The 14,069-nt window shown below is 53.4% G+C and carries 9 protein-coding genes; 1 reads left to right on the forward strand and 8 read right to left on the reverse strand.

Features of this window, described 5'->3' with window-relative positions; translation table 11 throughout:
- Positions 1-63: 63 nt before the first annotated feature.
- From LCF41_RS07380 to LCF41_RS07415, 8 genes are all read right to left on the reverse strand, one after another.
- Entirely contained in the window at positions 64-3,195 is a 3,132-nt protein-coding gene (locus LCF41_RS07380) for a beta-galactosidase (protein ID WP_225087492.1), read from the reverse strand.
- A 295-nt stretch (positions 3,196-3,490) separates the two neighbouring features.
- Entirely contained in the window at positions 3,491-4,567 is a 1,077-nt protein-coding gene (locus LCF41_RS07385; RefSeq protein ID WP_225087493.1) for a LacI family DNA-binding transcriptional regulator, read from the reverse strand.
- Between the two features lie 202 nt (positions 4,568-4,769).
- Entirely contained in the window at positions 4,770-5,828 is a 1,059-nt protein-coding gene (fbpC, locus tag LCF41_RS07390) for a ferric ABC transporter ATP-binding protein (protein WP_181829482.1), read from the reverse strand.
- A 5-nt stretch (positions 5,829-5,833) separates the two neighbouring features.
- Entirely contained in the window at positions 5,834-7,912 is a 2,079-nt protein-coding gene (locus LCF41_RS07395) for an ABC transporter permease (protein ID WP_225087494.1), read from the reverse strand.
- A 196-nt stretch (positions 7,913-8,108) separates the two neighbouring features.
- A complete protein-coding gene (locus LCF41_RS07400) occupies positions 8,109-9,143 on the reverse strand; it encodes an ABC transporter substrate-binding protein (protein WP_225087495.1) in 1,035 nt (344 codons plus the stop codon).
- Between the two features lie 39 nt (positions 9,144-9,182).
- Positions 9,183-10,520, reverse strand: a complete 1,338-nt coding sequence (uhpC, locus tag LCF41_RS07405; RefSeq protein ID WP_225087496.1) for an MFS transporter family glucose-6-phosphate receptor UhpC — start codon at positions 10,518-10,520, stop codon at positions 9,183-9,185.
- Positions 10,521-10,609: 89 nt separating this feature from the next.
- On the reverse strand, positions 10,610-12,187 hold the full coding sequence (locus tag LCF41_RS07410; RefSeq protein WP_225087497.1) for an MASE1 domain-containing sensor histidine kinase: 1,578 nt from the start codon (positions 12,185-12,187) through the stop codon (positions 10,610-10,612).
- A gap of 3 nt (positions 12,188-12,190) precedes the next feature.
- Positions 12,191-12,820 (reverse strand): response regulator transcription factor, encoded by a 630-nt coding sequence (locus LCF41_RS07415; protein ID WP_043881903.1) that lies wholly within the window; start codon positions 12,818-12,820, stop codon positions 12,191-12,193.
- A 244-nt stretch (positions 12,821-13,064) separates the two neighbouring features.
- Between LCF41_RS07415 and nlpA the strand changes: the two genes are divergently transcribed.
- Positions 13,065-13,880: a lipoprotein NlpA gene (nlpA, locus tag LCF41_RS07420; RefSeq protein WP_431191555.1), complete on the forward strand. Its 816-nt coding sequence runs from the start codon at positions 13,065-13,067 to the stop codon at positions 13,878-13,880.
- Positions 13,881-14,069: the final 189 nt, after the last annotated feature.

A 14,069-nucleotide genomic window follows, 5' to 3' on the forward strand; every position in this document is an offset into this window, starting at 1 on the left:
ACCTGGATTATTTAGGGTATATATCCGCGCTCTTTCGTTATTTTTTAATACTGCTTTTTCATATCAATACGGTTGGTGATGTTGAAGAGCGACGCGATAGTGATAATGTGTCGCCGTGAGTAAGTCATCGCGATGAACGCTGGGGCTCCAGGAATCATCGCCGCCAATTCCCATATGGAAGCCATCCAGATTGAGCCAAACACCCTTTTCCTTTTCTAATAAATGATGGTGAGTACATGTCATTAACTGGGTTAACCCATAGCGGCTTAATCCAAAGTGGAAATGTCCAGTGATTGTCCATTTGCCGTATGTCAGCGTACGAGTGTTGCAGCGCAGCCCGTTTTCTGATGGGAAAATGTAGGGCGTATGAAGATCATCCAGCGGCAGGCTCCAGTGTCCATGCTGTGCAGCCAACTGTCTGTCTGGGTAATTCTCATGTGGCCCAAGCCCGACCCAACTGGCCTGAGGCGCGATGTCGGCTAACTGGCAGCTCAATCCCACTCTGGCTAATGACGGCAGCACGGTGGCGACATCAACGTCGACATCAACGGTCACGATGCCGTGAGCATCAATCTGCCAGCGTTTTTTACTCTGTAGCAGGATCTGTCCGGCATGGCGGAATACGTGCTCGGTGACAATGTGCACAGCGTCGGCGAGTTGGTCAGCCTGAATGGCGACACACTGCGTCTGTAATTGATAAAGCCCGGCGGACTTCCAGCGTTCGGCCCAGGCGCGAGGGTCGATGCGATCCACCTCGCTGATACCGATGTCGTTATCCAGCGGTGCCCGGACAAACTGATCTTGCAACGGGGTTAACAGCGCTGGCGTGTCGGCTGTCCACCACTGTTCCAGCCAGCCGCTCTGACGGTTAAAGCGCCAGTGTTGTTCGCCCTGAACGATATCGAAGTACGTATCGGACGATCGCAGAACGGGAGGTTTCTTCTGCCCGAAACAGGAGGTATTGGGAAGATGAAGTGGTGCAGGAAGCTGCCATTGATCCCAGGCGCAGCGGTGGTTTGCCTCTGACCAGGCGGTGGCTTTGGGCTGTACGACTTCAACGTTGAGCCAAAGCTCCCCCGCCTCTTCAACAGCGGGAAGGGCTTCCAGAAGCGTGAGAGTCTCGGTGGCCTGTGGCGCGAGCGTCAGCGGCAGCGAACCTTTCGCGAGCGTTTTATTGCCCAGCGTAATGCACCAGTTCAACTGCTCATTGTCCATATGGCGGAACAGATATTCGCTGGTGACGCGCAGCTCGCACGGGGATTCAACCTGCCAGGTGAATTGAATGGGCTGCTGTGCCCGTTGGGCTTCATATAGACTGGGATGTGGCGTGCGATCGGGAAAAAGCAGGCCATCAAGGCAGAACTGGCGATCGTTAGGCATGTCGCCAAAATCTCCGCCGTACGCCCAGTAGGCATTACCTTGTTCGTCGCGACGGGTCAGCGCCTGATCGACCCAGTCCCAGATAAATCCGCCCTGTAACCGAGGATATTGACGGAATGCCTGCCAGTAGCGGGCGAATCCTCCCAGGCTGTTGCCCATCGCGTGCGCATATTCGCAGAGGATAAGTGGGCGGTGTTCATCCGGCATGCTGATCCATTTGGTGATCGACCATTTAGGCACGCTGGGGAAGGGCTGATCTTCATCAACGCGGGCGTACATGGGGCACACAATATCGGTTGCACGACTGTTCGCGCCGCCGCCTTCATAATGTACGGGACGAGTCGGATCGTGGCGTTTGATCCACTGATAGAGCGCGTCATGGTTTGCGCCATAGCCGGATTCGTTCCCCAATGACCAGATAATGATGCAGGGATGGTTGCGGTCGCGCTGTACCATTCTCGATACGCGTTCGCTGTAAGCTGGCAGCCAGACAGGATCGTCAGACAGACGGTTCATTGGTTGCATGCCGTGTGTCTCAATGTTCGCTTCATCCACAACATACAGGCCGTAGCGATCGCACAATCGATACCAGAGCGGATGGTTGGGATAATGCGAGCAACGCACCGCGTTAAAATTATGCTGCTTCATCAGCATGATATCGCGCCGCATCGTGTCTTCATCCATGACCTGACCATTCTGCGGGTGATGTTCATGGCGGTTAACACCGCGGATCAGCAGCGGTTGACCGTTCAGCAGCAGCAGACCGCCGCGGATTTCCACTTTTCTGAAACCGACATCGTAGGCTTCCGCTTCGACTAGGCCGCCTTCCGATGTTTCCAATGAGATGACAGCACGATAGAGGTGCGGCAGTTCGGCGCTCCACAGGTCAGGCTGTGGTACGTCAATACGGAGCAAGGCCTTATCGTGGTAGGCTCCACGTTCATCGACAATATCGCTGCCGAACGCCTGTCGTGCGTCGCCGATGAGTTTATTACCACGCCAAAGCTGTGCACGGACGCGGTGGCTTTTGGATTCAACGTCGGTGAGAGTTGCCCTAACTTGAACCTCCAGCGTACCGTGGCGGAAATCGGCACTCAGCGGCGTAGTCAGTTGGATATCGCTGAGGTGAACGGTCGGTTTATGTAGAAGCGTGACGTCGCGGAAAATGCCGCTCATACGCCACATGTCCTGATCTTCCAGGTAGCTGCCGTCAGACCAGCGTAACACCATGACGGCCAGCCGATTCTCTCCACTCGTCAGATAGCGACCAATATCAAACTCCGCAGGCAGGCGGCTATCCTGCGAATAGCCTACCCAATGACCGTTACACCAGAGATAAAACGCGGAGTTAACGCCATCAAAGATAATCCGGGTTTGTCCGCTGCTGAGCCAGTCATGATTGACCTTAAAAGTGAGCGAGTAACAACCGGTGGGATTGTCCTCCGGCACATAAGGCGGGTTGACCGGAATCGGGTATTTTACATTGGTATAAATCGGAGCGTCATATCCCTTTAACTGCCAATTGGAAGGAACGGGAATGGTATCGGAACCAGGTAGATCCCGCTGTAACCAGCTTTCCGGCACGGCTTCCGGGCGAGTGAAATAGCTAAATGTCCATTCGCCATTCAGGCGACGCAGCCGCTGAGAAGGTTCATCCTGCTGTGCGGCTGCCACACTGCGCCAGCTGTTAAATGGTGGATGCGCAGGAAGCCTCTGGTAGTGAGTACAGGCTGGGTTTTCCCAATCGCGTCGAGCAAGGATGTCTTGCAGCGTGGCGCTATGGCGAACTGGATACGGTAAAACGGTATCGCTCATGATGGCTTGGCTCCTGAACGTCTCGAGTCTTTCACTGTGATGGATTCCTTAAATTGTTATCCGCTCACAATTTTGTATTACTCATAAAATATCGACTCATCAAGGCGAGTAAAGTAGAACGTGACAATAAAGTGGAAGCGATCACAAAGATCGTTTGTAAGAACAATGAGAGAACATTGACTTTGGAAAGCGCGACGCAATAAATCAACAAAGAATGATAAATAACTTATTGTTTATCATCTTATTTTGTTAGGGTTTTGCATCGACAGTGAAAAAGGATCTGTTGTGTAAAGGATTACAGCCTTTGGAGCTGGCGTGTAATGTCCAACAGATTTTGGGTGAGTTCTTGCAGGGAGGCATGTGTAGATGAATACACCGCGGTGCTATGGCGGACGATTAGTTCCGTGGGCAACAGCAGTGATGTACCCTGGGTAGGATCGCGTAGCGCAGTGAGCAAGCGGGTGACGCCTTCTTTACCTAATTGTCTGAAATCCTGACGAATGGTTGTCAGCGGTGGGGTGTAATACGCACTGTCCTGAGTGTCGTCAAAGCCGATAACTGACATCTGCTCCGGCACGCGCAAGCCATATTCGTGCAGGGCGCGCAGAACGCCAAGCGCCATTTGATCGTTCGCCACAACAATGGCGGATACGCGCAGAGATTGCCCCAGCAGAGCCAGCGTCTGGTGGTAACCGGAAGCGGCGCTCCAGTCTCCGTGCAGCACCGAAGCAGGGGAGAGTTGCTGTTTTTCCAGCTCGGCCAGCCAGCCTTCATAGCGCAGGCGGGCGGAAATTGAGGTCATTGGCCCTGTCAGCAGAGCGATATGTTGGTGCCCCAGTTGCACGAGATGCGTGATAGCCAAGCGTGCGCCGTGATCGGGATCGAACATGACGTTGAGTATGTTGGTATGCGGATCGGCATCCATAAACAGGGCTGGCGTATCGGCACAGGTCTGGCTAATGTGGGCGACGCCATCTGATGAGAGCGGGACATTGACGATAACACCACTGACCCGCTGAGAAAGCAGGTCGTTAACCGCGTTATTGCAGGTGTTAACATCCGGGCTGCTCAGCATGGACATCACGATGTTAATACCTAACTGGCTGGCGGTGCTCTTGATCGCTGCGGCAATTTGGGAAGGCGCGTGCAGTGAAAGATCGGTGGTAACGAGCCCCAGCGTGGTGATGGTTTTCCCTGCCAGTTGCTGTGCGACGCGGTTAGGCGTGTAGTTAAGCGCCGCCATTGCCTCTTCTACTTTACTGCGAGTGCGGGATGAAACATGAGGCGCCTGATTCAGCACGCGGGAAACCGTCTGATAGGAAACCCCTGCGTACTCGGCGACATCGTTTAATGTTATGGGTTTCTGTTTCATCGTGGCTATTCCGAGCGTGATTCCATGCGTGAAAGAGCATCATCATAACAAATCGCGTGGGTAATCCGTAATCGGTGTGCGTATTCAGGTGTAATCAACGCAGGCCGAAGAGAAGCTGACGTTTGTAGGCGTTTTTAGGTGTTTGTAAAAAGTAAAACCGGGAGCAAGCGCTCCCGGTTTGTGGTGAATGGCTACCCGCGGTTTACTGCTCCGACAACACAAACATACCGTAAGGGTGGATTTGCAGATAGTAGCTGTCGCCCGGATTCGGCTGAAGCTGGGTCGCGTTAACCTGCAACAGCATCGACTGCCCGTGCCAATCGACCTGCACTTCGTACTGCGGCCCCATGTAGGCGACCTGTGTAATGGTACAGCGCTGGCTTTCTTCGCCCTGATGGCTGAGCGTAATGGCTTCCGGGCGAATACCGACGGTCGATTCGCTTAATCCGGCGGCAAAGCCCTGCGGACGCGGAATGAGATAACCGTAGATGTTCACGCTGTCTGCCGTGAAGGTGGCAGGGAAGATATTGGCATCCCCCATAAAGCTGGCCATGAAGCGGGAAGCTGGCTGGCGATAGAGCTCCTGCGGTGCGCCCAACTGCATGATTTTGCCTTTGTTCATGACCAGAACCATGTCGGATACCGCAAAGGCTTCGCTCTGATCGTGCGTCACATACAGCGAGGTGATATTGAACTGCTGCTGAAGCTCGCGGATTTTCTCACGCATACTGCGGCGCAGGTTGGCGTCGAGGTTACTCAGCGGCTCATCGAACAGCAGGACTTTAGGTTTAAGGATCAGCGCACGCGCCAGCGCGACACGCTGTTGCTGTCCGCCGGAAATCTGGTCGACGTAGCGATCTTCAAACCCTTCCAGATCGACCAGCGCCAGCGCTTCTTTTACGCGTTGATTGATTTCCGCTTTCGGGCGACCGAGCATTTTCAGCCCGTAGCCAATGTTTTCCCCCAGCGACATGTGTGGGAAGAGGGCGTAAGACTGGAACACCATGCAGATATCGCGCTGCTGAATGGAGCGCTCGGTGACGTCTTCGCCATCGATGAAAATCTGGCCTTCCGTCGGTTTTTCCAAACCGGCAACCGCCCGGAGTACCGTCGTTTTACCGCAGCCAGAGGGCCCCAGCAGCGTGACCATTTTTCCCTGTGGGATCGCCAGATTCAAATCATCAATGACGGTGTTGTTGCCGAAACGTTTAGTGACGTGCTTCAGTTCAACAAAGTTTTTTTCAGTATTCAAAGTAATCACTCCGCTTAGTCACTATTCTTGGCTTTTGAGCGGGAAACCCGCGCTTCACCGACCAGATAATCGAACAGGAAAATAATGGCCAGCATGACCACAATCAGGATGGAACCGTAGGCAATCGCCATACCGTATTCACCGTCTTCCACGCGGTTAAGGATGTAAGATGTGGCGACGCGGGTGTCTGGCGTAACCAGGAAGATAATGGCGCTGACGGTGGTAATAGCGCGCACGAAGCTGTAAATCAGCGCAGATAAAATGGCCGGACGCAGCAGTGGAAGCAGAATATAGAACACCGTGCGCATCGAACCCGCGCGCAGACTGAGCGACGCCTCATCGAGCGATTTATCCAACTGCCCCAGCCCGGCAATACCCGCGCGGATACCGACTGGCACGTTACGCATCACCATCGACATGATGACGATCACTGCTGTTCCCGTTAAGTAAACCGGCGCGCTGTTAAAGGCCAGGATATAAGACACGCCAGCAACGGTGCCCGGTACCGCAAAGCACAACATGGTGGTGAACTCGATGGCTTTCTTGCCGTAGAACTGTTGGCGCACCACGATGTAGGCGATAAGCAGCCCGAACAGTGCCGTAATCGGCGCGGCGATGCCCGCGAACAACAGCGTATCCAGCAGGGAAGGCCAGGCGCCGTCGCTAAAGCCTTGACCGAATAGCTTGCTGAAGTTGTCCAGCGTCAGGGTGTAATCCACGCCCCAGTTAACGGTAAAGCTGCCGTAGAAAATGCTGCCGTACAGCAAGACGTTAAAGGCAATCCAGACATAGAGCAGGATGCTGACGATCCACACCAGCGAAACGGGCAGCGGCTGCACATCACCCCGGTAGGATTTACCGGAAATCGTGACGTAGGAGCGTTTACCGATCCACAGATATTGCACGCAGAACACCGCCAGTGAGAACAGCAGCAGGATAACGCCAAGCGTACTGGCTGACTGATAGTCCAACTGCGCACCGGTGATGTAGAAGTAAATCTGGGTGGCGAGTACGTCGAAGTTACCGCCTAACACCAGCGGGTTACTGAAGTCGGCCAGCGACTGGACGATCACAATCAGGAACGAGTTGGCAAGCGCGGGTTTCAGCAGCGGCAGGAAAACCCGCTGAAAGGTTTGATAGCGGTTGGCACGCAGGGTGTACGACGCTTCTTCCAGCGACGGATGAATGGTCTTCATCGCGCCTTCCAGAATCATAAACGACATGGGCGTGAAGGCGAGCACCTGCGCCAGCCAGATGCCGGTAAAACCGTACAGCCAGTTGGTGTTCGTCAGCCCGAACCAATCCACCATCAGCTCGGTCACATAACCGGAGCGGCCCATCATCAGCGTTACACCTAACCCGACGACAAACGGCGGCGTAACGATAGGCAGAATTGAGAAAATGCGGCCGATAATCGCGGAGCGGCGGGCGATGCGCGAGGTGTAGATTGCCAACACCATACCGAAGAAGGTACAGCCGATACCGACGGCAACCGATAGCAGGAATGAGTTCCAGATCACCCGTAAAATGTGTGTCTGACCCAGAATCTGCATAAATGCCAGCGGCGCGAATTCACCGCTGTCGTTGGTGAACATGGGAATAAAAATGGCGATGCTGGGGTAAAGAATAAACACGCCAATCAGCGCGATGATGCTGATGAGCGAGCCGATGACGAAGCGATCGCCACCCAGCCAGTCAAGCCTGGAGAGCGCCAGCGTAATAATCGCACTCAGTGCGACAAATAGTGCGATCGTGCCATAGCCCATTCCGCGCCCTTCAACCGTGGCACTGATGACCACGAAAAGCGCACAGAACAATGCATAAGCTGCATCAAAACGGTGGCGGCCACGCTGTTCCCGACCGGGCGTAAACAGCGGACGCGCCAGCAACCCTAATGGGAGCAGGAACCAAAGCAGGCTGATATTCAGGCTTGACCAGCTGTAGGCTGCCAGCAGTTCATCGCGTGAGGCATCCAGCAGGCCGTAATCCAGACTCCACGCTGGCAGCAGCAAGAAAGTTGCTGCAATCAGCGCCAGCCACAGGAATATAGGATCCCGCTTAGGCGTCGGTGAAAGCGTTCGTGTGTGTGACATAAGGTTCCCTGGTGCTTTATAGCGTTGTTTTATAAGATTGAATCGTCACAGGTATTGGTTGGTGAATAATATTGAGTAATGGTTAATCAGCGATGCTGAGAACACGGCGTTAAGCGAAATACGAGCAAGCTGCCGCCGTGTTCCCGTTGTTTTTGTCATCAATAAAGGTCAATGAATCAAAGGTAATGCGTCGAGATTATTGGCCCATTTTGACTTCGTTAACCCACTTGGAAATCAGCTCTTTACGCACGTCTGCCGCGCCGTATTTGTCCATGTCGTAGTTGATCAGTTTCAGATCCTGCAATTTCAGCGACAGTGGGGACGCCTCGGCGGTGGTGTTAGTCAGAATCTGGTAGGACTGTCCTTTCTTCCAGGAGAGTTCCTGTGCTTCTTTCGACAGCGCCCAGTCAACGAACAGCTTGGCGTTATCCATATTGCGTGCGCCTTTCAGGATACTGACGCCGCCAATTTCATAGCCGGTGCCTTCACAGGGGGAGATCAGCGTCAGCGGTGCGCCTTTCTCTTTTTCCAGTGAATAGTCGTGCAGGAAGCCGATGCCGATAGCGGTTTCACCACGCGCGGCGTTACGTGCCGGGGCAATACCGGATTTGGTGTACTGCGACACGTTGGTATTCAGTTTTTTCAGGTAATCAAAGGCCTGATCCTGCCCCCAAAGCTGGGAGAAGGTCGCCAGTGCGGTATAGGCTGTACCGGAGCTTTGTGGATCGGCAATCTGGATTTCGCCTTTGTAGACCGGGTTGGTCAGATCTTTCCAGCACTGTGGAACCGGCAGATTTTTCTCTTTCAGGCGATCGGTGTTGACGCCAAAGCCGAGGATGCCGACGTAAACGGCAGATGAGTAGTTGCCTTTACGTTTAGCGGGATCGCGGAATTGCGGCATGATCTGATCGAGGTTTTTAGACTGATAGGGCTCCAGCAGATCCATTTCGCCAGCCTGAGATTGTGGATCCAGCGTGCCGCCGTACCAGACGTCAGCCTGCGGGTTTTTCTTCTCTGCATCGACTTTCGCCAGCGTGCTGCCGGAACCGTTGCGGATAAAGGAGGTTTTAACATTGTGTTTTTCACCGAAGGCCTTGGCTTCTTCCTCGCAGAAGGCGTTGGTGGCGCTACAGTAAATGACTAAGCGCCCTTCGGCACGTGCGGTGCTGGTGGTAACGGCAGCAACGGTCAGTCCAGCGGCGATGAGGGTAGTTAAGGTACTTAGTTTCATGATGTTTTCCTTCTCTTATCTAGTTATGGATGGTTATCGCTATTTTGATGTCATCAAACGTTCCCGGCGGCTGACACCTGCCATCAGCAGCGGCATCAATAGCAGTCCGATGCAGGCTGAAGCCAACGCCAGCAGAGTAAAAAATCCCGACCATCCGTAGTGTTGCAGCACCTGTGCCAGCGGCCAGCCCGCCAGCGCCGCCCCCAGATAGGCAAACAACGCCAGAAAACCTGTCACCGTACCTGCGGCATCCTTATGGCTGTATTCCGTCGCAGCCAGACCGATCAACATCTGTGGTCCAAAAACAAAAAAACCGATACTGAAGAAACAGGCTGCGAGCAGTGAATAGTGGTGAATCGGTGCCAGCCACAGCGCAGTCATGGTTAAAAACAGCCCGAGGGCAAACAGCAAAATCATCGGTGCGCGCTGACCACGGAACAGCAGGTCTGACCCCCAACCGGCAAACAGCGCTCCCAGCAATCCACCCAGTTCAAACAGCGACAGCGTGGCGTTCGCGCTCAGCAGGTTGAAACCGTGGCTCTCCGACAGCCAAATGTTCCCCCAGTCATTCAGTGCAATGCGAATCAGGTACACCAGAATGTAGGAGAACCCGAGCAGCCAGATGGTGCGGTTACGCAGAATCGCATCGCGCAGAATCTGGCGCATCGGCATCGGCGGGCTCTGCTGCTCCTGACGAATCTCCAACGCATCGCGTCGCCACTGGCCTACACTCGGTAATCCCTGTTGCTGGGGCTTGTCGCACAGTTGCCAACACAACCACAGGCCAATCACTATGCCGATGATGCCCGGCACCAGCAGCGCAGCCTGCCATCCCCATTCGGAGGCCAGATAGCCCGCGAGCAGGGGAACCGCCGCACCGCCAATATTGATTGACGTATTCCAGCATCCCCACCAGAGACCACGCTCATTGCGCGAATACCAACTGCTCAGCAGTCTGGCGCAAGGGGGCCAACCCCAGCCTTGAAAGAACCCGTTCAGCGCCCAGACAATCAGTAACCCTGTGAGCGACTGGCAGTACATGAACAGAATGTTCAGCACCCCGGTAATCATCAGCCCGACGCCCATAAACCAGCGCACCTGGCTGCGATCGCACACGATGCCGGAAATAAACTTGGACGCGCCGTAGCAGAGATAAAACAGCGTTCCCAGCAGGCCGATATCGCCTTTGCTTAACCCTAATTCCAACTGCATCACTGGCATGACGAAGTTGATGCTTTTGCGCGTCAGGTAAAACGTGGCGTACCCGATGACCATGGAAATCAGCAACCGCGGCCGCCAGTAGCGATAGCGCTGGCTGATCTGTGTTGGTGAAAGCTGTCCCGTTGAAACCTGTCCCGTAAACATGGGTGCCTGCATGGGGTTCTCCGTCGCGTTGAGAGAAGAGTAGGGGGATGCGAATTAAAAAGGATGAGACAAGGTTTTAGGTAACTAGGAATAATTCTTAGCTAATCGTCTTTTTGTTTAAATTTTGTGGGCAGGTTAACAATTATGTGTGTGCCGTGCGGTGTGGTGGATTCACTGCTGGTCGCGGTCTTCACCAGCCAGTGACCGCCCAGTGCCTGAACGCGTTCCTCGATGCCCCGCAGGCCGAAGCCGCCGCTCGAAGGTTTTTTCTTGTCTTTTTGTGCAATGCCCACGCCATTATCAATGACGTCAAGCGTAATCAGGTTATCCTGCTGAGAAAGCCGAACCGTAATCTGCGTGGCGCTGGCGTGTTTATTGATGTTATTCAGCAGTTCCTGCACCAGTCGGTAAAGGGTGAAAACTACCACGTCATCGTTCGGGGGCGTGGGAAGCTGATAATCCAGCTGAAACTGGATGCCGCGTGCGGTGAAGGCGAATTCATCCGCCAGATGATGCAACGCTTTATCCAGCACCATCTCATCCAGCACCGGCGGGCGCAGCTGGCGCAGAAGCTGGCGCGTGGTGTGGTGGATGCGTCGCGACAGCTCGCTGATTTGTCCGGCAGCATGCTGGGCGGCCTCGGCTGGCGCGCTGTGTTTTACCAGCATGGCCTGAATCTGAATGGCGGTGATATTTTGGCCGATGTCATCGTGCAGCTCGCGTGCGATGTCTTTGCGCACGGCCTCTTCGGTATGGATGATGCGCTCCATGAGCCGCCGCCGGGTTTTCAGCTCCTGTTCCAACTGCTGACGGTAGCGCTGAAGCCGCTGTGCCAGCTGTTGCTGGCGGCTGATGGCGATCCCCAGCCCAATACCGAGCAATGCCTGCGTGGACAGGAATAGCTCCAGCTCGCGCAAATCGTCGAATGCACCGCTTACCTGGCGGGTGACGGCAATCATCAGACTGCCGAGTACGGCGGAGAGCACGCCACCTTGCCAGCCGAATTTATACGCCATCACCACGTTGGGCAGAAAAACGAAGATCAGCAGCAGTCGCTCCATCTCCGGAGTGAACGCCATTTGCAGGCAAACGCCGATCGAAAAAAACAGCGAGCACCAAATCAGCAGCGAAGTACGCAACGGCGGATCGGGGATCTCCTGCGCCAGCAGGGTCTGCAAGTGTTGCTGCTTGATGTATTCGTACAGCAGATAGATGAACGGAATCAGCAGGACGCCGCCGGTAAACGTGGCCAGCAGCGTCTGCGTCAGCTGCGAATGCAACCAGGGGCCAATCGAGATGCCGTGCAGAATCGTGTTGAGCGACAGCGCCGCTAGCAACAGCAAGAGGCGTTGCCAATAAAGCGTGTAGCGATGCCAGATTTTATGCGTGATGATGGCCGGAATCAGGCTGAGGAACGGGGAAAGCAGTAGCAGCGAACGCGTCATGAGCTGTTCGCTGATAAGCCAGCTCTGGATAGCAATTTCCGAGAGTAGCAAGGTCGGCCAGTATTTGCGCGGCAGCAAAATCATCAGCGCCAGCCGTAGCCCTTGCGGTAACAGTAGCAGTGCCTGTTGGCCGTTGTTGCTCAAATAGAAACTGATGGTCCACAGCGCCAGCCAGGTCAGACTGTAGAAAAAGGCCAGAAACAGCGTCATACCGACGACGTGCAGGCGGCGCATGGTTTATTTCCCGGCCAGCAATTGATGCTGTAGTGCAAAGTGCACCAGTTCAACCGTGGATTCACACTGCAATTTGCTGAGAATATTGGCGCGGTGCACGTGAACGGTTTTATGGCTGAGTTCGAGCTGTTCAGCGATGCTTTTCACACTAATCCCGTTGATCAGCAGGCTGAATATTTCCCGCTCGCGTGGAGTCAGTGCCAGCAGTTCCTTCGGTGGCTGCTGCTGGTGGCGGATGGCGTGCAGGGCATCCGCGCAGAGGTAAATACCGCCGCTACTGACCACGCGAACCGCCTGTACTAACTCTTCCGGGCCGCAGCGCTTTGTGAGATAGCCGCCCGCGCCCGCGTCCAGCGCGCTTTGTACAAATGCGGTGGTATCGTAAATGCTCAGAATAATGGCGCGAAACTGAGGACGCTGCTGACGCAGGCGGGTTAATAACGACAGGCCGCTTTCATCCGGCATGGCGATATCAATCACGGCAACGTCAATCGGCTGTTTGAGTAGATGCGGCCACGCCTGTGCCGCCGAGGCATATTGTCCAACGACCTGAATGTCATTCTCTAATGCCAGAAGCTGTGCAAAGCCAGACCGTACAACGATGTGATCGTCAACCAAAGCCACATTAATCATGGTTTCGCCGTGTAAATCCAAAGTCATCAAAGTGTCATAATGCGGGGGAATCAAGAGGTGAGCAATAGCAGATAAGTAAAATGGAATCGGCTTAACACATTCACCATATGCATTGACCGAATGATGAAAGGCATATTGATAGAACGCGGAGTTATTTGACTCGCTTAATCGAGGGACATACTGTTTTTTTTCTTTAAATCAATATATTGAGAAATCAATGTATTTACGATATCAGGGAATCAGAGTGATGAAGAAATGGCGTATAGCTTTGGTGGCGGGAATGGTCACGGCCGCGATGGCCTTGACCGCATGCGATAACGCAAGCCATTCTGCCAACCACATTAAAGTGGGGGTGATTAATGGTGCGGAACAGGATGTTGCCGATGTTGCGAAGAAAGTGGCAAAAGAAAAATATGGCCTGGATGTCGAGTTAGTTGGGTTTAGCGGTTCGCTATTGCCGAACGAAGCGACGGATAAAAGTGATTTGGACGCGAATGTCTTTCAACACCGTCCTTTTTTGGAACAGCAAAATCGTGAACACGGCTATAAGCTGGTTGCGGTAGGGAATACCTTTGTTTTCCCGATGGCGGGTTATTCGAAAAAGATAAAAAATATCAACGATCTGAAAGATGGCGATACCATCGCGATTCCTTTCGATCCGACGAATCTGGGGCGGGCGCTGTTATTACTGGAGAAAACCGGATTAATTACCCTGAAGCCTGATACGGGTTTATTGCCGACGGTGCTGGATATCACTGCCAATCCGCATAACCTACGTATTATGGAAGTAGAAGGCGCACAGTTGCCACGTTTATTAGATGACCCGAAAGTGACGGTGGCGATCATTAGCACCACCTATATTCAGCAAACGGGCTTAACGCCAACGAAAGACGGTATTTTTATTGAAGATAAAGAATCTCCGTATGTGAATATCATTGTTACCCGTGAGGATAATAAGGAGGCGGAGAACGTGAAGAAATTTATTCAAGCCTACCAGTCCGATGAGGTTGAACAGGCTGCTAACCATATTTTTAATGGCGGTGCAGTAAAAGGATGGTAGCGATAATAATTTGATGGCTATGATGCAGTCACCTTTATTAATAATGTGACTGCAAATTAATTAAATAAGAAACTATTCGCAAGGTTCTTTTTTTTATTAAACTCGATTAATAAGCATAGTAAATTCTCTTATATACACTCTGTAATTGTCGAAGGCGTGTTATTTATTTTATTAATTAACACCTCAAAT

It is taken from the genome of Pectobacterium colocasium (genome assembly GCF_020181655.1).
In the GTDB taxonomy this organism is placed as follows: Bacteria; Pseudomonadota; Gammaproteobacteria; order Enterobacterales; family Enterobacteriaceae; genus Pectobacterium; species Pectobacterium colocasium.